This window comes from Nocardioides sp. NPDC023903 (genome assembly GCF_040639295.1).
GTDB lineage: Bacteria > Actinomycetota > Actinomycetes > Propionibacteriales > Nocardioidaceae > Nocardioides.
This window is the reverse complement of record NZ_JBEZZS010000001.1, coordinates 141,372-164,080: the sequence shown is the minus strand read 5'-3', so window position 1 is coordinate 164,080 and position 22,709 is coordinate 141,372. Positions and strand designations below refer to the sequence as shown.

Below are 22,709 nucleotides of genomic sequence, written 5' to 3'. Positions count from 1 at the left end.
TCTCGGTCATGCTCGCGGCATGACCGAGACCTCATCCATCACCGCATCGTCGGCCCGTGGCGACATCGACGTTCCGCTGCTCGAGGAGACGATCGGAGCCAACTTCGAGCGCACCGTCGCCCGCCACGGAGACCGTGAGGCGCTCGTCGAGATCGCCACCGGCCGACGCTGGACCTACGCCGAGCTGGACGCCGACGTCGACGCCCTCGCGGTCGGCCTCCGCAAGGCCGGCATCGGCAAGGGCGACCGCGTCGGCATCTGGGCTCCGAACTGCGCCGAGTGGACGATGGTCCAGTTCGCCACGGCCAAGATCGGCGCGATCCTGGTCAACATCAACCCCGCCTACCGGACCCACGAGCTCGCCTACGCGCTCAACCAGTCCGGAGTGCGGCTCCTGATCAGCGCGACCGAGTTCAAGAGCAGCGACTACGTCTCGCTCGTCGGCGAGGTGGCGGGCGACTGCGGAGCTCTCGAGCAGACGATCTTCCTGGGTACGCCGAAATGGGACGCGCTGCTGGCCGCCGGCCGTGGCGAGCTGCTGGCCGACCACGTCGACTACACGCTCGACCCGAACGACGCGATCAACATCCAGTACACCTCCGGGACCACGGGCTTCCCGAAGGGCGCGACGCTGTCGCACCGCAACATCTTGAACAACGGCTTCTTCGTCACCGAGGCGATCCACTTCACCGAGCAGGACCGGCTCTGCATCCCGGTGCCGTTCTACCACTGCTTCGGCATGGTGATGGCCAACCTCGGCTGCACCACCCACGGCGCGACCATGGTCATCCCGGGCCCCGGCTTCGACCCGGCCACGACGCTGCAGACGGTCCAGGACGAGAGGTGCACGGCGCTGTACGGCGTGCCGACGATGTTCATCGCGATGCAGGACGACCCGGGCTTCGCCTCCTACGACCTCTCCACGCTGCGTACCGGGATCATGGCCGGCGCGCTGTGTCCGATCGAGGTCATGAAGCGCTGCGTCAGCGAGATGCACATGAGCGAGGTCTCGATCGCGTACGGCATGACCGAGACCTCGCCGGTCTCCTGCCAGACCCGCACCGACGACGACCTCGAGCGGCGCACCGAGACGATCGGCCGGGCGGCTCCGCACGTCGAGATCAAGATCGTCGACCCGGCCACCGGCGAGGTGGTCCCCCGCGGCACGGCGGGCGAGTTCTGCACCCGCGGCTACTCGGTGATGCTCGGCTACTGGGACGATGAGACGAAGACCGCCGACGCGATCGACGCCGACGGCTGGATGCACACCGGCGACCTGGCCGTGATGCGCGAGGACGGCTACTGCGTGGTCGTGGGAAGGATCAAGGACATGGTCATCCGTGGCGGCGAGAACATCTACCCCCGCGAGATCGAGGAGTTCCTCTTCACCCACCCCGACATCGCCGAGGCCCAGGTCGTGGGCGTTCCGGACGAGAGGTACGGCGAGGAGCTCTGCGCCTGGATCCGGATGCGGCCCGGCGCGGAGCCGCTGGACGCCGAGGCCGTCCGCGCCTTCGCCAGCGGCAAGCTCGCGCACTACAAGGCACCGCGCTACGTGCTGCTCGTCGACGAGTTCCCGATGACCGTGACCGGCAAGGTCCGCAAGATCGACATGCGCGAGCAGAGCGTCGCTCTGCTCGGGCTCTGAGCCGCCGATGAGCTATTGGCACAGGACCGGTCCGCGCACCTTCGCCCCGACTCGGCACGTCGGAGGGGCCTGGGACCTGGACACGCAGCACATCGCCACCCTGCTCGGCATGCTCGCGCACGAGGTCGAGCGGGATCGCGACGCCCGCCGTGACGACGGGCTCCAGATCACCCGGATCAGCTACGACATCCTCGGCACCGTCCCGCTCGAGCCGGTCGATATCGAGGTCACCGTGCTCCGCGCCGGACGCACCATCGAGCTCGTCGAGGCCCGGGCCTGCCATGGCGCCCGGCCCGTCGTGCTCCTCCGTACCTGGCTCACCGCCGGCTACCCGACCGCGGAGCTCGAGGGCACCCGGCACGAACCGATGCCCGCACCTGACGAGGTGCCGGCCTGGGACATGACCGCGCTGTGGGACGGCGGCTTCATCGCCTCGGTCGAGGTACGCCGCCACGACCTCGGCCCGGGACGGGCGCAATCCTGGGTACGTACGGCTCACCCCCTCGTCGCCGACGAGGAGGTGAGCCGGCTGGCGCAGGTCGCCGGGCTGCTCGACATCACCAACGGCGTGGCCGTCCGGGTCGATCCGAAGGTGGTCAGCTTCCCCAACCTCGACCTGACCGCGCACCTGTTCCGTGCTCCAGCTCCTGGCTGGTTGGGGCTCGACACGACCGTCTCGTTCGGCCCGGAGGGCGCCGGCGTGACCACGTCCGTGCTCCATGACGAGCAGGGCGCCTTCGGCGTCAGTACGCAGTGCCTGACCGTCCGTCCCTGACGGCTCAGCTGGCGGCCGCGACCGTGACCGGCGCGGTCGACCTGCTGGCACGCCGGTCGGCGGTGAGCATGACCAGGGCGACGATCACGGCAAGGGCGTAGAAGCCGGTCGCGACGTCGAAGACGGTCGAGTAGCCATGGGCCTGGGCGACGGCGTCCGGCGCGGGGTCGTGGTGCACCGCGCTGCCGTAGACGACGGTTAGGAGCGCGAGTCCGATCGAGCCACCTATCTGGTGGGCGGTGTTGACCAGGCCGGACGCGGCGCCGGCGTCGCCCTGGTCGACTTCGGCCATCCCGAAGTCGGTGAGGAGGATGATCGCGATGCCCTGGCCGATGCCCAGCACCAGCAGCGGCGGCAGGATCGACGCCACCGGGGTCGTCGCGTCGATCCGGCTCAGCCACGCCATCCCGATCCCGGCCGTGACCAGGGAGGTCAGCAGCAGCACAGGCTTGCTGACCCGCGGTCCGGCCCAGCGCACGGCGTAGACCATGGCGAAGAACATGCCGGTCATCGGGACGTAGACGAGTCCGGTGGCGAGCGGGCTGAGGCCGCGTACGTTCTGGAGATACTGCGAGAGGAAGTAGAACGTCGAGAACATCGCGCCGACGATCAGGATCCGGCCGATGTACGCCCCGGAGCGCTGCACGCTGAGGAAGAGTCGGAGCGGCACGATCGGCTGGGCGGCCCGCAGCTCGATGAGCACGAAGGCGACGAGCAGGACCACTGAGGCGGTCAGCGGGACCAGGGTTCGAGCGCTGCCCCAGCCGATCTCGGCTGCCTCGACGAGGCCGTAGACGAGTGCCGACATGCCGATGGTGACGCTCAGCGCGCCGAGGATGTCGACCCGGCCGGGACGGGGCTCGGTCTCGGGGAGGTAGCGCGGTGAGAGGGCGAGGATCAGGATCCCGAGCGGAACGTTGACCAAGAAACCCCAGCGCCAGGAGAGATACTCGGTGAAGACGCCGCCGACGATGATACCGACGCTGGCTCCGGCACCGATCACCGCGCTGTAGATCGCGATTGCCCGGGTGCGCTCCTCGGGCTCGGGGAAGCTCGTGATCAGCAGCGCCAGGGTGGACGGGATCGCGAAGGCCGACGCCAGCCCCTGCAGCGTGCGCGCGGCGATGAGGAGCTCGGCCGACGGCGCGAGCCCGGCCAGGAGCGAGGCGGCGGTGAAGAGCGCCGTGCCGGCGATGAACACCCGGCGTCGGCCGAGCAGGTCACCGGCTCGTGCGCCGAGCAGCAGGAGGCCGCCGAAGGCGAGCACGTAGGCGTTCTGGATCCACGACAACGAGGAGTCGGTGAAGCCGAGCTCGGCCTTGATGTGGGTGAGCGCCGTGGTCACGATCGAGGCGTCCAGGGTCATCATCAGCTGGCAGCCGAGGATCACCATCAGGACCACCACTCGGTTACGGGCACCGGCGCGCGGGGGTGTCGGAGACATGTGTGCACTTCCTAAGTAACTAACGAGTTGGTTATTTCAGTGAAGCACTGACTGCCACGAAATGCAACTAACTAGTTACTTGCTTTAGGGTGGGTGCATGGCCAGAGACTCCGAGGCGACCCGTGTCCGCATCCTCGACGCCGCCGAGGCCGAGTTCGCGGCGTACGGCATCGCCGGCTCGCGCGTCGACCGGATCGCGGAGACGGCGCTGGCGAACAAGGCGCTGATCTACAAGTACTTCGGCACGAAGGACGAGCTCTTCGACGCCGTCTTCGCCCACCGGGTGCTCGCGTTCGTCGACGAGGTCGAGTTCGACGCCACCGATCTGCCCGCCTACGCAGGGCGGTCCTTCGACCTCTACGAGCGCTTCCCCACGACGCTTCGGCTGACGACCTGGTATCAGCTCGAGCGCCCGACCGGGCAGCTCCCGGCGATCGTCGCCTCCAACAACGCCAAGCTGGCCAAGATCGAGGAGGCGCAGCAGGCAGGGAAGCTGACGACCGCCTACTCGCCGCTCGAGCTGCTCACCGAGGTGCGCGCTCTGGCGATGAGCTGGCACCTGCACACACCCGAGCTCGCCCTGGTTCGCCGGCCGAGCCGCGCTCGGTGTCGGGAGATCGTCGTCGAGAGCGTCCGGCGCCTGGTGGCTCAGGACTGACGGGAGAAGAAGTCCTCGTAGCGGTGCTCCCCCGGCGGCCGCTGGTCGACGACCTCCTGCTCGCGGGTCCGGAGCTCGACGCGCCGGATCTTCCCCGAGATCGTCTTGGGCAGGTCGAAGAACTCCAGGCGCCGCACCCGCAGGTAGGGCGGCAGGTGGTCGCGGGCGAACTCGAGGATGGCCCGGGCGGTCTCGGCGGTCGGCTCGTGGCCGGCCGTGAGGGAGACGTACGCCTTGGGGACAGCCAGTCGCACCGGGTCCGGGGCGGGCACGACCGCCGCCTCGGCCACCGCGGGGTGCTCGATCAGGACCGACTCCAGCTCGAAGGGCGAGACCTTGTAGTCGGAGGCCTTGAAGACGTCGTCGGTGCGGCCGACGTAGGTGATGTAGCCCTCCTCGTCCCGGCTGGCGACGTCGCCGGTGTGGAAGAAGCCACCGCGCATCGCGTCGGCGGTGCGCTTCTCGTCGTCGCGGTATTCGGTCATCAGGGTGGCCGGTTTCGCCGAGAGGTCCAGGCAGAGCTCGCCTTCACCCGGTCCCTCGATCACGGTCCCCTCGATCGGGTCGACCAGCACGACCGGGACACCGGGCAGCGGGCGACCCATCGACCCTGGACGTACCGGCTGACCCGGGCTGTTGGCGACCGTCGCGGTCATCTCGGTCTGCCCGAAGCCGTCCCGGATGGTCAGGCCCCATGCCTGGTGGACCTGACTGATCACCTCGGGGTTGAGCGGCTCACCGGCACTGATCGCCTCGCGCAGCGACCCGCAGCCGCCGGAGAGGTCGGCCTGGATGAGCATCCGCCACACGGTCGGAGGTGCGCACATGCTGGTCACGTGCTCCTCCCGAATCCGCTGCAGGAGCGTGGCCGCCTCGAAACGCGCGTAGTTGAGGACGAAGACAGTCGCTCCGGCGAGCCAGGGCGCGAAGAAGTTCGACCAGGCGTGCTTGGCCCACCCAGGGCTGGAGATGTTCATGTGTACGTCGCCGGGGCGGAGACCGAGCCAATACATCGTCGACAGGTGCCCGACCGGGTAGGTGTAGTGGGTGTGCTCGACCAGCTTCGGACGGCTCGTGGTGCCGCTGGTGAAGTAGAGGAGCAGCGCGTCGGTGGTGGCGTTGCCGGGGTGCTCGACCGGCTCCTGCGACTCCGCGGCGGCCGCGGCGTAGCCGTTCCAGCCCTCCCGCTCCCCCACGCTGATCCGTACGTAGTCGCCCGGGACGCCATCGAACTTGTCGGCGTCCTCGGCGTTGCAGACCACGGCCTTCGCCCGGCCCCGGGCGAGCCGGTCGACCAGCTCGGCGGTGCCGACCGCGGTCGTCGTCGGCATCAGCACCGCACCGACCTTCATCGCCGCGAGCATCGTCTCCCACAGCTCGACCTGGTTGCCGAGCATGACGACCACGCTGTCGCCCGAGCCGACGCCGAGACGCCGAAGGTAGCGGGCCACCGCGTCCGAGCGGCGCGCCAGCTCGTCGAAGGAGTACGCAGCCCGCGACCGGTCCGACTCGGCGATGACAAGCGCCGGAGCGTCGTTGCCTCGAGCCATCGGGTCGAACCAGTCGTGGGCGAAGTTGAAGGTCGCCCCGACGTCGGGCCAGCGGAAGGTGTCGAGCGCGGCGGCGTAGTCGAGGCGCTGGGCGATCAGCGCGTCGCGGGCGGCCAGCAGGGCGTCGGTCGAGGTCGAACGAGTCATGGCGGTCATCATCGTCGCGAGGCCGACCCCCGCCCTACCCCCGGAAGAGGGGGCTAACGCTCCAGTCCACCGACGATCACGGTCGGCTCGACGTCGACGGGGAAGTTCACGCTGCTCGCGATGAAGCAGTCCAGGTGGGCCTGGCGGTGGGCGGAGGTCGCCGCCTCGATCATGGAAGCGTCGGCGACGGTGACGACCGGGTGCAGCACGGCTCGGGTGAAATGCCCGCCGGTCCCCTGAGTCTCCATGGTGGCGGTCGCGGCGTCGTGGTAGTCGAGGACGACCACGCCCACCGTCACCGCCTGGTGCAGGTAGGAGAGCATGTGGCACTGCGCCAGCGAGGTCAGCAGCAGCTGCTCGGGGTTGTGCCGGCTCGCGTCGCCGCGGAAGGTCGGATCGGAGGAGCCGAGGATGTCGGGCAGGCCCTCGATGCGTACGACGTGGTCCCGGGCGTAGTCGCGGTAGCCGCTCGTCCCGGTGCCGCGGTTGCCCGTCCACTCCACCGAGACCGTGTAGTCGTGGGTCAAAGCCATGCGCACACGCTAGCGCCGGGCCACCAACCGGCAAGTATGCGCGGCGCGCCACACGGTTACCGCCCACGTCATGACCCACCTGACACCCGCTGAAGGAGAACGCACGCGCACCGGTCCTGGGTGGTGGCGATCCGCCGTGGTCTACCAGGTCTACCCACGCAGTTTCGCCGACGGGAACGGTGACGGCGTGGGCGACCTCCGCGGGATCAGGCAGCGCCTCGACCACCTCGAGTGGCTCGGGGTCGACGTCCTGTGGATCTCCCCCGTCTACCCCTCTCCGATGGCCGACAACGGCTACGACGTCAGCGACTATCACGATGTCGACCCGACGTACGGCACCCTCGCAGAGCTCGACGCGCTGATCGCCGACCTTCACGAGCGCGGGATGAAGCTCGTGATGGATCTCGTCGCGAACCACACCTCGGACGAGCACCCCTGGTTCGTGGAGTCGAGCTCGAGCCCCGAGAGTCCCAAGCGTGACTGGTACTGGTGGCGCGACGAGCCCAACAACTGGGGGTCGTTCTTCTCCGGGCCGGCCTGGACCTACAGCGAGGGCAGGGCCGCCTACTACATGCATCTGTTCACCAAGAAGCAGCCGGACCTGAACTGGGAGAACCCCGAGGTGCGGCACGCGGTGTACGAGGTGCTGCGCTGGTGGCTGGACCGCGGCGTCGACGGCTTCCGGATGGACGTGGTGAACCTGATCTCCAAGGACCCGGAGCTGCCGGAGGCACCGGTCATGCCTGGGCAGCGCCACGGCAACATGCGGCAGTCGGTGATCGACGGGCCGCGCGTGCACGAGTTCCTCGCCGAGATGCACCGGGAGGTCTTCGACCGCTACGACCGCGACCTGCTGCTGGTCGGTGAGACCGGCGAGACGACGGTCGAGGAGGGCCGGAAGTACACCGATCCGGCACGCCGCGAGCTCGACATGGTCCTGCACTACGAGCACGTCGAGATCGACCACGGCACCTTCAAGTGGGACGTACGCCCCTTCGACCTCGGTCGCCTCCGGGATCGGCTCGCGGCCTGGCAGGAAGGTCTGGCGGACGTGGGCTGGAACAGCCTCTACTGGGACAACCACGACCAGCCGAGGATCGTGTCGCGGTACGGCGACGACGGCCGCTGGCGAACCGAGTCGGCCAAGCTGCTCGCGACCGTCCTGCACCTGCAGCGAGGCACCCCGTTCGTCTACCAGGGCGACGAGATCGGCATGACGAACTTCCCGTTCACCTCCATCGACGAGGTCGACGACGTGGAGGCGGTGAACTACTACCACGAGGCGATTGCCCTGGGAGTGGATCCCGAGGACGTGATGGCCTCGCTGCGGGCGATGTGCCGCGATAACGGACGTACGCCGATGCAGTGGGACGCCTCCCCCGCGGCCGGCTTCACCACCGGAACGCCCTGGCTCGCGGTCAATCCGAACTACCCCGAGGTCAACGTCGCCGCCCAGATGGACGACCCGGACTCGGTGCTCTCGCACTACCGCCGGCTGATCCGGCTACGACACGAGGACCCGGCCGTGGTCGACGGCGACTTCACCCTGCTGAGCGACAGCCATCCGCAGATCTTCGCGTTCCGCCGCCGCCACGAGAGCGGGCAGCTGGTCGTGCTCGCGAACTTCAGCAGCGACGAGGCGGACCTGGGCGAGCTCGTCGAGGAGAGCCGCGGCGAGCTCGTGATCGGGAGCGGCAGCGGCCCGGTGATGGCACCATGGGAGGCGCGGGTCCTCCGCCGTTGAGCCCTACGGCTGAGCGGCCTCAGCCGTCGTTGAACAACCAGGCCGCGGTGTCCGGCGGCAGCTCGGAGGCGAGTGGCTCACCGCTGCAGATCACGACGTCGCCGTGCGGCAGCGGCGCAGGCACCGCGCCGCAGTTGATGACGACGCTCAGGCGGCCACGCCGAAAGGCGATGACGTCCTCGGGCGCATCGAGGAACTCCACCTCCTCGTCGCCACCGAGGGCGTAGCGGCGACGGGCCGCGAGCGCGGACCGGTAGAACTCCAGCGTCGAGCCGGGGCTGCCGGTCTGCGCAGCGACGGTCAGGTTTGCCCATTGAACCGGCTGCGGTAGCCACGGCTGGCCGTCGCCGGGGCCGAAGCCGAAGGGCGGAGCGTCACCGCTCCACGGCAACGGCACCCGACAGCCGTCCCGGCCGTTGCCGCCCTCCGCCCACGGGTCCTGCTGGTGCTCCGGCGGCAGCTCGACGTGCGGCAACCCGAGCTCCTCGCCCTGGTAGAGGTACGCCGACCCCGGCAGTGCCAGCATCGTCAGCGTCGCCGCGCGGGCGCGGGCCAGCGCCTGCTCCCCGTCGCCGTAGCGCGTCCGGTGGCGTACGGCGTCGTGGTTGGAGAGGACCCAGGTCGGCCAGGCGCGGGAGGGACGCAGCGCCTCGAGCGTCGAGGTGATCGCGTCGGTGAATTCGCGTGCCGACCAGTGCGACTGCAGCCACCGGAAGTTGAACGCCTGCTCGAACTCGTCGCTGCGCAGGTAGCCGCGCAGGTCTGCCGGCCCCTGGGTCCACGCCTCGGCGATCAGCATCCGCTCGCCCGGGTAGGACGCGACGAGATCGTGCCAGTCCCGGTAGACCCCGTGGACGTCCGGATGGTCCCACATCGGATCGTCCTCGATGCCCTCGTCGTACATCACGGCCGGGTCGGAGTTGGGTGATCGTCCCTCCGGGACGTGCTGGTCGCGCAGCGCCTTGACCAGGCCGTGGGCGACGTCGACACGGAAGCCGTCGACGCCGCGGTCCAGCCACCACCGCATCACCGAACGGAACTCCTCGGCCACCTCGGGGTGGCGCCAGTTGAGGTCGGGCTCCTCCTCGTCGAACATGTGGAGGTACCACTGCCCGTCCTCGACGCGTGTCCATGCCGGCTGGCCGAAGACGGATCTCCAGTTGGTCGGCGGCTCCTCGCCGTCGGGCCCTCGACCATCGCGGAAGATGTAGCGATCGCGCTCCGGCGACCCCGGGTCGGCCGAGAGCGCCTCGGCGAACCACGGGTGCCCGGAGGAGGTGTGGTTGGGGATCAGGTCGATGATCACCTTCAGGCCGAGCTCGTGCGCCTTGGTGAGCAGGTCCTCGGCGTCGGAGAGGGTCCCGAAGAGCGGGTCCACGCCGCGGGGGTCAACGACGTCGTACCCGTAGTCGATCTGCGGCGAGGGATAGAACGGCGAGAGCCAGATCGCGTCCACGCCGAGGTCTGCCAGATGGTCCAGCCGGGAGGTGATACCGGCGAGGTCGCCCGTGCCGTCTCCGTCCGCATCGGCGAACGATCGCGGATAGATCTGGTAGGTCACGGCCTCACGCCACCATGGAGCATCCACGGGAGCCCGGTAACCGGATGCCGCCCAGGTCATGCCATTGTCGGAGTCAGTGGTCGTGGTCGGCCGGGTGCAGCTGGGGGCCGGTCACACCGCAGTGCGTGCACGTCTCGATGTGCATCCGGTGGTCGTCGGGCTGGGGTTCGGCGGCGAGCGGACGCCGTACGAACACCGCCGCGAGCGCCGCGCCGAGGATCAGCAGGCAGGCGTTGATGATCATCGCCATGCCGTAGCCCTCGTCGAAGGTCTCGGGGTTGGTGTAGTCGGCGCCGGCGATCCCGACCGCGGAGGGGATGACGGCGACGGCCAGCAGCCCGGCCGTCCGGGCCACCGCGTTGTTGACGCCCGAGGCGATGCCGGCATGCCGGTCGTCCGCGGCGTCGAGCACGGTGGCGGTCAGCGGCGAGACCAGCAGGGTGAGCCCGATGGCGAAGAGCAGGACTGGCGCGAGGACGTCGAGAACGTAGGACGCGTCAGTTCCGATCCGCCCCATCCAGAGTGCGCCGCCGGCCGCGAGCAGCGGCCCTAGCGTCATCGGCAGCCGCGGACCGATGCGCTGCGCCAACGCGCCCGCACGGGACGAGAAGAGCAGCATCACCACGGTCACCGGCAGCAGCGCCGATCCCGCGGCGAGGGGCGACCAGCCACTGACGATCTGGAGCTGGAGGACGAGCAGTACGAAGATCACGCCGAGCGCGGCGTACACGAGCAGGGTGACGGCGTTGGCCGCGCTGAACTGAGGGTTGCGGAACAGCTCGAGCGGGACCAGCGGGTGGGTCGAACGGGCCTCGACGACCACGAAGGCGACCAGGCAGGCGACTCCGAGCGCGGCGGTCGCCACCACAGAGCCGACCAGGCCCACCTCGCCGGCCCGGGTGAGCCCGAAGGTGAGAGCGCCGAGTCCGGCCGCGGCCAGCACCGTGCCGGTCAGATCGAGCCGGCCGCTGGCATCCGGGTCTCGGCTCTCCGGGACGTGGCGCAAGGCGACGATGACGATGAGCGCCGCGACGGGGACGTTGATGAGGAAGACCAGCCGCCAGTCGATCTCGACCAGCCAGCCGCCGACGAGCGGTCCGACCGCGGCCGCGACGCCGCTGAAACCCGACCAGGCGCCCACGGCCGCGGGCCGGTCGTCGACATGGAACGACGCGGCGATGATCGCCAGGCTCCCCGGAGTCAGCAGCGCACCGCCGACCCCCTGCAGCCCGCGGGCGGCGATCAGCAGCTCGATGTTGGGAGCCAGCCCGCACAGCAGCGACGCGAGAGCGAACCACACCACGCCGATCAGGAACACCCGGCGCCGGCCGAAGCGGTCGCCGAGGGAACCGCCGAGGAGGATCAGCGCCGCGAGGCTCAGCGTGTAGGCGTTGACCGTCCACTGCAGACCGGAGAAACCTGCGTCGAGGTCCTCGCCGATCCGGCCGAGGGCGACGTTGACCACGGTCGAGTCGAGCAGTGCCAGGCCGGAGCCAAGCACCGTCGTAGCCAGCACCCAACGGCCGCGAGACGTGCCCAGCCGGAGAGGAGCCCGATCACTCGGAAAGTCCTGCATGATCGGGCTCCTTCCCTCGGCGACACAGACGCGGTGCCAGCAGTATCCCAGTCAGGTGCCTACTGGTCCGCCACCCACGTACGCAGCCCCGTGCCGTGCTGGTCGAGGGTGGGCGGCGCGGCGTGGTCGGTGGGGGTCACCTCCGACCCGTCGGTGAAGAACCGCAGCGGCGGTCCGGGAAGGGTCAGATGACCGAGGGTGGAGTGGTCGACGTCGATCAGCAGACCCTGGCTGGCGGTCTGCTCCCAGGCGTAGACCTCGTCCAGGGAGCGCACCTTGCCGGCCGGGACGCCGGCCTCGGCGAGCTTGGCGAGCAGCTCCTCGGCCGGCCAGGGCGCGAAGAGCGTCTCGACGAGCTCGACGACCTTCTCCCGGTTGGCCGCTCGCTCGGGGTTGGTGGCCATCCCCTCGAGGTCGGGTGGGATGTCGAAGGCGGTGCAGAACCTCCGCCAGAGCCCTTCGCTCCCGACCGCGATCTGCACGGTCCCGTCGGCGCAGCGGAACAGGCCGTACGGCGAGATGCTCGGGTGATGGTTGCCCTGGGCGCGGCCGACCTCGCCGGCCACGGTCCAGCGGGTGCCCTGGAAACCGTGGACGCCGACGACCGCGGAGAGCAGCGAGGTGCGTACGACGGTGCCTCTGCCGGTGCGGTCGCGCTCGTGGAGAGCGGCGAGCACGCCGTAGGCGCCGTACATCCCGGCCAGCAGGTCGGCGATGGGGGTGCCGACGCGTTGCGGGTCCTCGGGACCCGACCCGGTGAGCGACATCAGCCCGGCCTCGCCCTGGGCGATCTGGTCGTAGCCAGACCGCCCACCCTCTGGGCCGTCGTGGCCGAACCCGGTGATCGAGAGCACGACCAGGCGCGGATTGCGGGCCTGGAGCTCGTCGATGCCGAGGCCGAGCCGGTCCAGGACGCCGGTGCGGAAATTCTCGATGAGCACATCGGCCCGGTCGACCAGACGCAGCAGCACGTCCTTGTCGTCGGTGTCCTTGAGGTCGAGGGTGATCGACTCCTTGTTGCGGTTGGCGGAGAGGAAGTACGTCGCCTCCCGCTGTCCCTCCTCCCCCACGAACGGCGGGCCCCAGCCCCGGGTGTCGTCGCCGCGTCCGGGCGCCTCCACCTTGATCACGCGGGCGCCGAGGTCACCCATCATCATCGCGGAGTGCGGCCCGGCCAGGGCGCGGGAGAGGTCGAGAACGACGACGTCGTCGAGCGGTCCACGCATGCCCGTCACCAGCCCGGGAGGACCATGGTGGCCCAGACGAGGAGGGGACCGACGAGCACCACGATGACGCTGTAGCCGAGGATCTGCTTGTAGTAGCGCTCCTCGGTGATGGTCTCGGGCCGGTTGGCCAGCATCAGCGCGCCGTTGGTGGAGAACGGGCTCACGTCGACGATGGTCGAGGAGATCGCCAGCGCGGCCACGAACATGGCTGCGGAGATCCCGCCCTCGGCGATCAGCGGCACCGAGATCGGGATGATGATGGGCAGCAGCGCCGTCGAGGAGGCGAACGCGGAGACGACCGCGCCGACGTAGCAGAGGATGAGCGCGCCGATAGCCGCGACACCCAGGCCCGCCGCCCAGCCACCCACGAACTCCGGCGCTCCGGCGGTGTTCAGGATCGTGGCGTACGTCGAGACGCCGGCGACCAGGAGGACCGTCGGCCAGGCGATCTGGCGGATGGCGTCCTTGTGCTGGCTCGGCGAGAGCGCCGCGAGCACGGTCGCCGCGGTGATCGAGGCGAAGCCGATGTTCTTGTCGAAGAACAGGGCGACGGCGGCGACGATGACGAACGCGGCCAGGGTCAGGACCTGCTCGGTGCGGATGCCGGCCTTGGTCCCGGTCGGGGCGACGGTGCCGTAGCCACGGGCCGGGACGGTCACGCCGCCCTCGTGAAGCTCACCCGGTACGCCGGCGGCGGCGCCCGCCGCCTCATCGGGGTCGAGCCGCATGCTCATCAGCGATCGCCCGCCGAGCAAGAAGAACAGGATCGTCGCCATGATCAGGTTGACCACCAGGCTGGCCACGAAGATCGTCATCTCGCTGGAGGGCAGGCCGTTGTCGACCATGACTGAGTTGGTGATCGTGCCGTAGATGCTGATCGGCGAGAAACCGCCGCCCTGAGCACCGTGCACGACGAACATGCCCATCATCAGCGGGTTGATCTTGTAGCGGCCCGCGAAGCCGAGCGCCACCGGCCCGATGATCGCGCAGGCCGCCGGGCTGGCGGCTCCCATGGCGGTCAACAGCGCGGTCACGCCGAACATCACCCACGGGATCAGAGCGACCCTGCCGCCCACCGCGCGTACGGCACTACTGACGATCAGGTCGACCGTGCCGTTGTTCCTCGCGATCGCGAACAGATAGGTCACGCCTATCAGCGTCAGGATCAGGTCGGCACTGACTCCGGCCAGGATCTCCTTCTCGTCGAGGTTCAGCGCGAACATCCCGACCAGCCATGCTGCGACGTACGCCAGCGCTCCCATGTTGATCGGCAGCAACGTGCCTGCCACGAACAAGGCGACCAGCGCGATGATCGCCACCCATTCCGGTCCCATCGGACTTCCCTTCTGTTTGGCCCCCGTCTGGCACCGGTTGTGATTCGCATCACTGTCGGCTCAGTGGACTAGCCAATAGGACAATCGGCCGAACGTCAATACCCTGTAGCCATGAGTGAGTCCGCGCGCTTTCCACGTCCACTGCAGCGAACCCGCCTGTACGAGCAGGTCGCGGAGCAGATCACGGCTTGGATCTCGGAGAACGATCTGAAGTCCGGCGACCGATTGCCGCCGGAGAGACAGCTCGCCACCAGCCTCGGGGTGAGCCGAGCGACCCTCAGCCAGGCGCTGGTCGCGCTCGAGGTCATCGGCGTCGTCGCGGTGCGCCATGGCGACGGGACGGTGCTGACCGACAAGCCGCGCGTCGAGCGCATCACCGATGCGATCCGGGCGCACGCGGAGCGGATCCCTGACGTCATTGAGGCGCGTGACGCGCTGGAGACGAAGATCGCCGCATTGGCGGCCGAGCGGCGTACGCAGGAGGACCTGGACCGCATCGACGCGGCGCTGAAGGCGATGGACCGGGACATCACCGGCGGCGGGCGCGGTGTCCACGGCGACGAGCTCTTCCACCAGGCGGTGACCCAGGCGGCCCACTCCCCTCTGCTCGAGCAGATGATGTCCGAGATCAGCGAGCTGATCCGCGAGACCCGCATCGAGTCGCTCTCCCAGCCCGACCGCCCCCGGACCTCGCTCGCCGGGCACCAGAAGATCGCCGACGCGATCGCCGCGGGCGACGCCCAACGTGCCGCCGCCGCGATGCACGGCCACGTCATGCTGGTCAGTGACGTGGCGCTTCTCCGCGACGCATGACGCCGGTCGACCAGCTCGTGGTGCTCGCCGCGGGCCTGGGCGCGGGCATCCTCACCTCGACCGTCGGCGTCGCCTCGCTGCTCAGCTTCCCCGTCCTGGTCGCGGTCGGCCTCCCGCCGGTCGTGGCCAACACCTCCAACACAGTGGGGATGACGCCGGCCGGGCTCAGCGGCTCCTTCGGCTACCGGCGGGAGCTGGCCGAGCATCCGCGCGTGACCGCGGCGGTGCTGATCACCGCGGGCGCCGGCAGCATCGCCGGAGCGTTGCTGCTGCTGTGGTTGCCGGGATCGGTCTTCGAGGCGGTCGTGCCGTGGCTGATCCTGGGCACCTGCGTACTCGTGGGGGTGCAGCCGCGGCTGAGCCGGTTCCTGCGCCAGCACGCCGCCGATGCCGAGCCGCGGGTGCGGATTTCCGGCTTCACCACATTGTTCGCGACGCTGACCGGCGCCTATGGCGGCTACTTCGGCGCCGGGTCCGGGGTGATGATGATGGCCGTGCTCGGGCTCGGGACCGATCTGGAGTTCCGTACGGTCAACGCGCTCAAGACGTTCGCGGTGATGGCCTCGAACGTGGTCGCGACGGTGATCTTCCTGGCCATCGCCGATCTCGACTGGCGGGCCGTCGGCCTGCTCGCCGCAGGATCGGTCGTGGGTGGGTACGTCGGGGCGCACATCGGTCGCCGGCTGCCGGCCACGGTCCTGCGGTCACTGATCGTGGTCGTCGGGATCGGCGCCGCGACGCTCATGATCGTGCGCTGAGACCCCACGACCCGCACGGCGTCAGAACGGTGGCTTTCCCGTCCCGGCGATCCGGAACCGTCCCCAGGGGTCGATGTCGGAGAGCCGTCCCTCGGCCTCGCCGTGGTCGGTGCGGACGGTGACGCTCTGGCCGTTGCGTACGCCTTCGATGGCCGTGCCGACGCGGCCGTACCAGTGGAAATGGCCGTCGATCGGCTGGAAGGCGCCGCGCAGCGCGACATCGACCTCCCAGGTGCCGTGCTCGGAGTCGAGGCGGGCGGGACCGTCGTAGAGGTGCTGGGGCTCGTGCTCGCTCATCGGGGGCTCTTTCGCAGCGGGGTGACGATCTCGGGGCGGTCCAGGGCGCTCAGGTCGACGCCGTACTCGGCGGTCGTGCCTTCAAGTGCGTGCCAGACGAACTCGCTCAGATAGCGGGTGAAGGCGGCGCGGGACATGGTGCGTCGGTCGAGCCACCACTGACCCGCGGACTCACCGATCCCGACGAGGCTGTGGGCCCACGGCTCGGCGCCGGCGGCGTCGACACCGAGGCGACCGAAGGTGTCGCCGAGCAGCCGCGCGAAGGTCGCCGCGATGAGCTGCTTGCCGTCCGCGAGCGGGTCGGTGCCGCCGGTGTGCTGGCGCACCACGAGCAGGTAGACGTTGGGGTGCTCGGCGATGGTCTCGACGTACGCCGCCACCCCGGCCTCGACGCGCTGCCGGGTCGGCGCGGGGGCGAGCACGGCGTCGACGACCGCGTCGAGGATCTGCCGCGCCGCCCACATCCCCACCGCGCCGTGCAGCTCGGCCTTGTCGGCGAAGTAGCGGTAGAGCACCGGCTTGCTGACCCCGGCCTCCGCGGCGATGTCGGCGATCGAGACCTCGGTCTCGCCCGAGTCGACGGCGCGTACGGCTGCCGCCACCAGCTCCGCCCGTCTGGTCTCGCGGTGGGCGTCCCAGCGTGAGGATCGGCCGTCGTCCTTGACCTTCCGTGTCATGTCCTGCACTCTAGCAACTACCCGTAACTCTGGGTAACACCTAGTTTGACCGCTCAGTCAGGGAGAAGAAATGACCATCGCCGATCCGACCTCCGACCGGCTCCTGCGCTCCACCGCGCGTCAGTCCTACGACCCGGAGGTCGACCTCGACTGGGACGCCGCGCCCGTCGAGGGGCTGTGGTGGATGCAGCCCGAGCGCGTCTCCCTCTACGGCACCCCGACCTGGGACCGGCTCAGCCAAGACCAGCAGATCGAGCTCTCCCGGCACGAGGTCGCCAGCATCATGAGCGTCGGGCTGTGGTTCGAGGTGCTGCTGATGCAGCTGCTCCTCCGCGAGGTCTACGGGGCGGACCCGCGCACGGCGCGGACCCAGTACGCACTGACCGAGATCGGTGACGAGACCCGTCACTCGGTGATGTTCGGCCGGGCGATCGCGGCGATGGGCGCGCCTGCGTACGGCCCCCGGCCCGCCGTCCTGCGCATCGGGAAGCTCGCTCCGCTGCTGCACGGAGCCAGCGTCTTCTCCGCGACTCTCGTCGGCGAGGAGCCGCTCGACCGGTGGCAGCGCGAGCTGATGAAGGACGAGCGCTGCCAGCCGCTGACCCGGATGGCCTCCCGCATCCACGTCACCGAGGAGGCCCGCCACGTCACCTTCGCCCGCGAGGAGCTCGCCGCGGCGATGTCGCAGAAGATGGGACGTACGCAGCTCCGGATGCACCAGAACCTCACCGCCCGCTCGGCCTATGTGATGGCGCGCTCGCTGGTCCATCCGGACTGCTACGCGGCCGTCGGCCTCGACCCGATGGCGGCCCGCCGCGAGGCGCTCGGCAACGAGCACTACCGCGCGACGCTGGCCTGGATGGGCGAGAAGATGATGCCGTACCTCATCGAGAACGGGATGGTCTCGGAGAAGGACCGCAAGCTCTGGCGGGCCTCGTTCCTGGTGCCGCGCGACTGACGCGAGGCGTCAGAGCACGGCGAGACGGTCGACCAGCAGCTCGATCCGGCGCTCGGCGTCCTCCGGCAGCAGCCGCCTCGACCGGGTCAGCGTCGCGACACCGTGCAGGGACGCCCAGAACACCTCGGTGAAAAGCTCCGGGTCGACGCCGTCGCCGGCGACCTCACCCAGGGTCTCCATCAACGCCGCGAAGGCGTCCTTCAGCTGCTCAGGGGTGTCCTCCTGTGCGTACGCCAGGCCGCCGTCGAGCTGGAACAGGGCGTCGTAGACCGCCGGGTTGCGCTCGGCGAAGTCGAGATAGGCGCGGGCGAGGGCTGCGACCCGTTCGCGCGGCGTGCTCGCGGCCGCTGTCGCCGAGCGCATCGCCACGGCCATCTCGGCGGCACCATCGAGGGCGACGGCGCCGATGATCTCGCGCTTGCCGCGGAAGTGGCTGTAGAGGACCGGCTGGCTGTATTCGATGCGCTCGGCGAGGCGGCGCGTGGTCACCGCGTCCCAGCCCTGCTGCTCGGCGAGCTCGCGGGCCGTCGCCACGATGAGGCGTTCGCGATCCGCTCGCTCGCGCTGCTTGCGCTCCTGTACCGACATGGCTTGATCCTAGCAGTGCTAGACATTCGAGCAGCAGCACCGGTGTCGGCTGTCATGCCCCAGCCAGATTCTCGGACCCACCGACGACGATCGTGAGCTCGACGTCGACGTCAGCGAGGCCCTCGGCATCAAAGGCCGCCCGCAGGTCGCCGCTGGCGGGGGCTGGTGGGGTGCCGATCACCACGACGTGAAGAGAGCTCCCCCGGAGGAACACGTCGGACACCTGCCAGCCCTTGGCCGCCGCCCAGGAGGTGGCGATGGGTTCGGCCTGGCTGACCAGGCGCTGCTCCTGCAGCACGCGAACGCTGCCGGCCGCGAGCGGAACAGCGACCAGGACGAGGGAGGCGGCGACGGCGACCAGGGAGCGCCCCCGGAGCCGACCGACCCTGACGTCGGCGATGTCAGCCTCTTCGGCGACATGGCGGACACCCGCCGCGAGCATCACGACCGTCCCCGTGGCGATGATCGCGGCGACGTTGGTGCCGAAGAGAAGCAGGGCGCCGGCCGCCTCGCCGGCCGCGCCCGACTCGAGAGTGAGCCCCACGACGGCGAGCGGCGGGACCAGTGAGATGGCGATCGCCACGCCGGGAAGGGTGTCGGAGACGTCGGGCCTCACCAGGGCGAACGCACCGACCATTCCGGTGGCGACGGCGGCGAGCAGATCGATCAGCCGCGGGCTCACCCGGCCCGAGACCTGGCTGTTGGTGGCGGCGACGACGTCGACCTGCACCGTCAGTCCGATCACGAACCCGATGAGGATGACCGCGATCGCGGCACCGACCACCAGGGCGACGTTCGTCGCCAGCTGGCGGCGGTCCGCGAGAACCAGCGCCAGCGCCGTGCCCAGGATCGGCGTCATCAGCGGAGCCACGATCATCGCTCCGATGACCGTCGCGGTGGAGTCCGCGACGACTCCGGCGGCGGCGATGACGCCGGCGAGCACGAGCAGCACCCAGAAAGCCGTCAGGTTGCGCCGGCGGTCGCCCACCGTCAGGAACAGGCGCTCGATGATGCGCGAGACGTCAGCCGCCGTAACGGCCAGAGCTCCTCTCATGCACGAAGGATCGGTGGCGTACGTCCAGCACGGCTCCCCCGGAGCAGGTGAGCTTCGCGTCTCAGCGGAAGGCGGACTCCCCCGTCAGCGCCTGGCCGATGATGAGCTGGTGGACCTCGCTGGTGCCCTCGTACGTCAGGACCGACTCGAGGTTGTTGGCGTGGCGGAGGATCGGATACTCCAACGTCACCCCGGCCGCGGCCAGGATGGTGCGGCACTCGCGGGCGATGGCGATGGCCTCGCGGACGTTGTTGAGCTTGCCGAGGGAGATCTGCTCGGAGCGGAGGGTGCCCTCGTCCTTGAGGCGGCCCAGGTGGAGGGCGAGGAGCATCGCCTTGCCGAGCTCGAGCGTCATGTCGGCGAGCTTGGTCTGAGTGATCTGGAAGCTCGCGAGGGGCCTGTCGTAGATCTCGCGGGAGGCGGCGTACGCGATGGCGGACTCGAGGCAGTCGCGGGCCGCGCCGACGGCGCCGAAGACGATGCCGAAGCGGGCCTCGTTCAGACACGACAGCGGACCTTTCAGGCCCCTGACGTCGGGGAACGCGGCAGACTCCGGGAGGCGTACGTCGTCGAGGACGATCTCGCCGGTGACCGAGGCGCGCAGGGACAGCTTCTGCTTGATCACCGGAGCGGAGAAGCCCGGGGTGTCAGTGGGAACGACGAAGCCGCGGATGCCCTTGCCGTCGGGTGCCTCGTCGGTCTGGGCCCAGACGACCGCGACGTCGGCGACCGGCGCGTTGGTGATCCACATCTTGGTGCCGTTCAGGATCCAGTCGCCCGATGCATCGCGGCGCGCCCGCGTCCGCATCCCGGCGGGGTTGGAGCCGAAGTCGGGCTCGGTGAGCCCGAAGCAGCCGATCGCCTCGCCGGCCGCCATCCGCGGCAGCCACTCCTGCTTCTGCTCCTCGCTCCCCCACTTCCAGATCGCGAACATCGCCAGCGAGCCCTGCACGGAGACCAGCGAGCGGATCCCGGAGTCGGCCGCCTCGAGCTCCAGGCAGGCCAGGCCGTACGCCGTGGCGCTGGTGCCCGCGCAGCCATAGCCCTCCAGGTGCATCCCGAGCACGCCCAGCTTGCCGAGCTCGGGCGCGAGCTCGCGGACCGGGACCTCACCGGCCTCGAACCAGTCGGCGAGGTGCGGCTTGATCTCCTTCTCCGCGAAGGATCTCACCGTGTCGCGGATCGCGCGGTCCTCATCGCCGATGAGGGCCTCGGTGCCGAAGAGCTCGAGCGGGGTCTGGGGCATGGGGTCTCCTTGGGGTCGAGAGAGGGCGCTGCCGATTGTGTCACCCGTCACTGGAAGTCGTTTGAACCGTTCGCCACCGCGCTCCGTAGTAGGGGTGAAGGCCGGCATCGGGTCAGCCTCCAGGCGAGAGGAAACGGCGTGCGGACACGTACGAAAGCAGCAGTCGGGGTCGGTGCGGCAGTGGTCGTGGTCGGAGGCGTCGCGGCGATCTTCGGACCTGGTTGGTACGCGGACCGAGCCGAGGACTCGGTCGCGGACAAGCCCAGCCTCAGCGCTTCGGCGGCGCCCGCGGACGGCGCCGACAGCAGTGGGACCTGGACCGTCTCGGACGGCTCGTACGCCGGCTACCGCCTCGACGAGGTGCTCCGGGGCGAGGACGTCACCGTCACCGGCCGCACCGAGGACGTGACCGGCGAGGTCACCATCGCCGAGAGCGAGGTCACCAAGGCGAGCATCGAGGTGAAGGTGGCCACGATCGCCACCGACTCCGGCAACCGCGACGGCTACTTCCGCGAGAACGCGATCGAGGCCGACCAGTTCCCCACCGCCACCTTCGAGCTGACCGAGCCCGCCGCCCTCGAGGAGGGCGCGACCGAGGTCCAGCTCGTCGGTGACCTCACCGTGCACGGCGAGACGAAGTCGGTGACCGTCGACGCGGAGGTCGGCGGCGACGGCACCAACGCGCTCCAGGTCGTCGGCAGCGTGCCGATCACCTTCGCGGACTTCGATGTCGAAGCGCCGAACCTGGGCTTCGTGAGCGTCGAGGACACCGGCAGCGTCGAGTTCTCGCTCGACCTGGCCAAGGGCTGATCCGGGACTCTGGGATCCTTGGGGCATGCGGGAGGTGACATGGGTGCGGAGGACGAGCTGCTCGTAGCGGTGCACGACGCCCACTCGGAGGCGCTCTACCGCTACGTCGTACGCCGCACCGGTGACGCCGAGGAGGCGCGCGACGTGGTGCAGGAGACACTGCTGCGCGCCTGGCGTCATCCGGAGGTGCTGCAGCGGCCCGACGAGGGCGTGCGCGCCTGGCTGTTCACCACCGCCCGCAACCTCGTCATCGACGACATGCGCAGCGCGCGCCGGAAACGGGAGTACGCCGCGGAGTCGCCGCCCGAGGCGACGCGGGCGGACGAGACCCAGGCGGTGCTCGACTCCTGGGTGGTCGCCGATGCGCTGCTCGCCCTCTCAGCCGAGCACCGTGCGGTGGTGGTGGGCGCCTACTACGGCAGCCGGTCGGTCGCCGAGCTCGCCCATGAGCTCGACATCCCGCCCGGCACGGTCAAGTCCCGGTTGCACTACGGTCTGCGAGCCCTGCGTCTCGCCCTGCAAGAGAAGGGGGTCACCTCATGAACGACGACCTGGACGCCTCCGCACACGAGACGTACGCCGACTGGGACGCGTCCTACGTGCTCGGGGCGCTGAGCCCTAGCGACCGGAGGGCCTACGAGCGGCACCTGACCGGCTGCAGCATCTGCCACGACGCCGTCGCCGAGCTCGCCGGGATGCCCGGCCTGCTCGGCGCGCTCTCGCGCGAGGAGGCCGAGGAGCTGCTCGAGGAGACTGCCGAGGTCGCGACGCCGCCGCTGGCGGAGCTGGCCGGGGCCGTACGCAGGTCGCGGCTGCGCCGCCGGGCGTTCGCGGTCGCGGCCGCCGTCGTCCTCCTCGCCGGCGGCACGGCGATCGGCGGCCTGGCGCTCGGTCGTGACGGCAACCAGCAGCCGACCGCGGCCCCCTCCGCCGCGCCGTCATCTTCGGATGCTGCCGGCGTGAACGTACGCACCGTCGACCTGCGGCCCGTGGGCAGCGTCGACATGTGGGCCCAGCTCGTCGTCACCCCGACCTCCTGGGGCACCAAGCTCAAGTGGAGCTGCCACTACCCGCCCGAGCCCGGCAAGAGCCCGCCGGGACCGTCCGACTATCCGGGTGAGCCGGTGACGTACGACCTGGTGCTGGTCGGCCGCGACGGCGCGCGCACCGTCGCCGGGTCGTGGACCTGGTCGGGTGGGGAGACGCTCGGTCTGGACGCCTCCTCCGCAGTGCCGATCGCCGACGTCGAGCGGGTCGAGATCACCCTCGTCGGCGACGACACCGCGGTCGCGGCAGCGTCGCTGACCTAGAG

General features: G+C 69.9%; 22 protein-coding genes. 10 read left to right on the top strand and 12 right to left on the bottom strand.

Translation table 11 applies throughout. The annotated features are described in order from the left end of the window. Window positions 1-19: 19 nt before the first annotated feature. Together AB0F44_RS00785 and AB0F44_RS00780 are read left to right on the top strand one after the other, a co-directional pair. Complete coding sequence (locus tag AB0F44_RS00785) at window positions 20-1,648, top strand: AMP-binding protein (protein WP_357351730.1); 1,629 nt, start codon at window positions 20-22, stop codon at window positions 1,646-1,648. A 7-nt stretch (window positions 1,649-1,655) separates the two neighbouring features. After that, window positions 1,656-2,423, top strand: a complete 768-nt coding sequence (locus AB0F44_RS00780) for a thioesterase family protein (RefSeq protein ID WP_357351728.1) — start codon at window positions 1,656-1,658, stop codon at window positions 2,421-2,423. A 4-nt stretch (window positions 2,424-2,427) separates the two neighbouring features. Here the strand turns inward: AB0F44_RS00780 and AB0F44_RS00775 are convergent, their stop codons facing one another. Beyond that, window positions 2,428-3,867, bottom strand: coding sequence for an MFS transporter (locus tag AB0F44_RS00775; protein WP_357351727.1), 1,440 nt, complete (start codon window positions 3,865-3,867; stop codon window positions 2,428-2,430). A 97-nt stretch (window positions 3,868-3,964) separates the two neighbouring features. Between AB0F44_RS00775 and AB0F44_RS00770 the strand changes: the two genes are divergently transcribed. Continuing rightward, the gene (locus AB0F44_RS00770) at window positions 3,965-4,525 is read left to right on the top strand and encodes a TetR family transcriptional regulator (RefSeq protein WP_357351725.1); all 561 of its coding nucleotides are present in this window, start codon (window positions 3,965-3,967) and stop codon (window positions 4,523-4,525) included. Here AB0F44_RS00770 and AB0F44_RS00765 read toward each other — a convergent pair. Further along, window positions 4,516-6,222 (bottom strand): AMP-binding protein, encoded by a 1,707-nt coding sequence (locus AB0F44_RS00765; RefSeq protein WP_357351723.1) that lies wholly within the window; start codon window positions 6,220-6,222, stop codon window positions 4,516-4,518. The genes AB0F44_RS00770 and AB0F44_RS00765 overlap by 10 nt on opposite strands. Before the next feature lie 53 nt (window positions 6,223-6,275). After that, on the bottom strand, window positions 6,276-6,755 hold the full coding sequence (locus tag AB0F44_RS00760; RefSeq protein WP_357351721.1) for an OsmC family protein: 480 nt from the start codon (window positions 6,753-6,755) through the stop codon (window positions 6,276-6,278). A gap of 70 nt (window positions 6,756-6,825) precedes the next feature. Between AB0F44_RS00760 and AB0F44_RS00755 the strand changes: the two genes are divergently transcribed. Continuing rightward, window positions 6,826-8,499 (top strand): alpha-glucosidase, encoded by a 1,674-nt coding sequence (locus tag AB0F44_RS00755; RefSeq protein ID WP_357351718.1) that lies wholly within the window; start codon window positions 6,826-6,828, stop codon window positions 8,497-8,499. 19 nt (window positions 8,500-8,518) lie between these two features. Here AB0F44_RS00755 and AB0F44_RS00750 read toward each other — a convergent pair whose 3' ends face one another. The 4 genes from AB0F44_RS00750 to AB0F44_RS00735 all read right to left on the bottom strand — a co-directional run bounded on the left by AB0F44_RS00750 (window position 8,519) and on the right by AB0F44_RS00735 (window position 14,196). Beyond that, the gene (locus tag AB0F44_RS00750; protein WP_357351716.1) at window positions 8,519-10,060 is read right to left on the bottom strand and encodes a glycoside hydrolase family 13 protein; all 1,542 of its coding nucleotides are present in this window, start codon (window positions 10,058-10,060) and stop codon (window positions 8,519-8,521) included. 73 nt (window positions 10,061-10,133) lie between these two features. Continuing rightward, on the bottom strand, window positions 10,134-11,636 hold the full coding sequence (locus AB0F44_RS00745) for an MFS transporter (RefSeq protein ID WP_357351714.1): 1,503 nt from the start codon (window positions 11,634-11,636) through the stop codon (window positions 10,134-10,136). A gap of 59 nt (window positions 11,637-11,695) precedes the next feature. Further along, window positions 11,696-12,862 (bottom strand): CoA transferase, encoded by a 1,167-nt coding sequence (locus tag AB0F44_RS00740; RefSeq protein WP_357351712.1) that lies wholly within the window; start codon window positions 12,860-12,862, stop codon window positions 11,696-11,698. A 5-nt stretch (window positions 12,863-12,867) separates the two neighbouring features. Beyond that, window positions 12,868-14,196 carry an SLC13 family permease gene (locus AB0F44_RS00735; RefSeq protein WP_357351710.1) on the bottom strand — a complete coding sequence of 443 codons (1,329 nt, stop codon included), beginning with the start codon at window positions 14,194-14,196 and terminating at the stop codon, window positions 12,868-12,870. 111 nt (window positions 14,197-14,307) lie between these two features. Between AB0F44_RS00735 and AB0F44_RS00730 the strand changes: the two genes are divergently transcribed. Further along, window positions 14,308-15,009 (top strand): FCD domain-containing protein, encoded by a 702-nt coding sequence (locus AB0F44_RS00730; RefSeq protein ID WP_357351708.1) that lies wholly within the window; start codon window positions 14,308-14,310, stop codon window positions 15,007-15,009. Continuing rightward, window positions 15,006-15,767: a sulfite exporter TauE/SafE family protein gene (locus AB0F44_RS00725; RefSeq protein ID WP_357351706.1), complete on the top strand. Its 762-nt coding sequence runs from the start codon at window positions 15,006-15,008 to the stop codon at window positions 15,765-15,767. The genes AB0F44_RS00730 and AB0F44_RS00725 overlap by 4 nt, the downstream gene beginning before the upstream one ends. Window positions 15,768-15,788: 21 nt before the next feature. Here the strand turns inward: AB0F44_RS00725 and AB0F44_RS00720 are convergent, their stop codons facing one another. Together AB0F44_RS00720 and AB0F44_RS00715 are read right to left on the bottom strand one after the other, a co-directional pair. Next, window positions 15,789-16,064, bottom strand: a complete 276-nt coding sequence (locus AB0F44_RS00720; protein ID WP_357351704.1) for a DUF4873 domain-containing protein — start codon at window positions 16,062-16,064, stop codon at window positions 15,789-15,791. Continuing rightward, entirely contained in the window at window positions 16,061-16,741 is a 681-nt protein-coding gene (locus tag AB0F44_RS00715; RefSeq protein ID WP_357351702.1) for a TetR/AcrR family transcriptional regulator, read from the bottom strand. Before AB0F44_RS00715 ends, AB0F44_RS00720 begins: the two co-directional genes overlap by 4 nt. 70 nt (window positions 16,742-16,811) lie before the next feature. On the opposite strand from AB0F44_RS00715, the gene AB0F44_RS00710 reads away from it, so the two are divergent. Then, window positions 16,812-17,699 carry a diiron oxygenase gene (locus AB0F44_RS00710; protein ID WP_357351700.1) on the top strand — a complete coding sequence of 296 codons (888 nt, stop codon included), beginning with the start codon at window positions 16,812-16,814 and terminating at the stop codon, window positions 17,697-17,699. A 9-nt stretch (window positions 17,700-17,708) separates the two neighbouring features. Here the strand turns inward: AB0F44_RS00710 and AB0F44_RS00705 are convergent, their stop codons facing one another. From AB0F44_RS00705 to AB0F44_RS00695, 3 genes are all read right to left on the bottom strand, one after another. After that, window positions 17,709-18,287: a TetR/AcrR family transcriptional regulator gene (locus tag AB0F44_RS00705; RefSeq protein WP_357351698.1), complete on the bottom strand. Its 579-nt coding sequence runs from the start codon at window positions 18,285-18,287 to the stop codon at window positions 17,709-17,711. A 52-nt stretch (window positions 18,288-18,339) separates the two neighbouring features. Next, a complete protein-coding gene (locus AB0F44_RS00700) occupies window positions 18,340-19,341 on the bottom strand; it encodes a DUF389 domain-containing protein (RefSeq protein WP_357351696.1) in 1,002 nt (333 codons plus the stop codon). A gap of 61 nt (window positions 19,342-19,402) precedes the next feature. Further along, the gene (locus tag AB0F44_RS00695) at window positions 19,403-20,587 is read right to left on the bottom strand and encodes an acyl-CoA dehydrogenase family protein (RefSeq protein WP_357351694.1); all 1,185 of its coding nucleotides are present in this window, start codon (window positions 20,585-20,587) and stop codon (window positions 19,403-19,405) included. Window positions 20,588-20,725: 138 nt separating this feature from the next. Between AB0F44_RS00695 and AB0F44_RS00690 the strand changes: the two genes are divergently transcribed. Genes AB0F44_RS00690 through AB0F44_RS00680 form a run of 3 tightly spaced genes read left to right on the top strand, consistent with a single transcriptional unit; the run spans window position 20,726 to window position 22,707 of the window. Further along, window positions 20,726-21,397 (top strand): YceI family protein, encoded by a 672-nt coding sequence (locus tag AB0F44_RS00690; protein ID WP_357351692.1) that lies wholly within the window; start codon window positions 20,726-20,728, stop codon window positions 21,395-21,397. 39 nt (window positions 21,398-21,436) lie between these two features. Beyond that, on the top strand, window positions 21,437-21,940 hold the full coding sequence (locus AB0F44_RS00685) for a sigma-70 family RNA polymerase sigma factor (protein ID WP_357351690.1): 504 nt from the start codon (window positions 21,437-21,439) through the stop codon (window positions 21,938-21,940). Then, a complete protein-coding gene (locus AB0F44_RS00680) occupies window positions 21,937-22,707 on the top strand; it encodes a zf-HC2 domain-containing protein (RefSeq protein ID WP_357351688.1) in 771 nt (256 codons plus the stop codon). The genes AB0F44_RS00685 and AB0F44_RS00680 overlap by 4 nt, the downstream gene beginning before the upstream one ends. The last annotated feature ends 2 nt before the right edge of the window (window positions 22,708-22,709 follow it).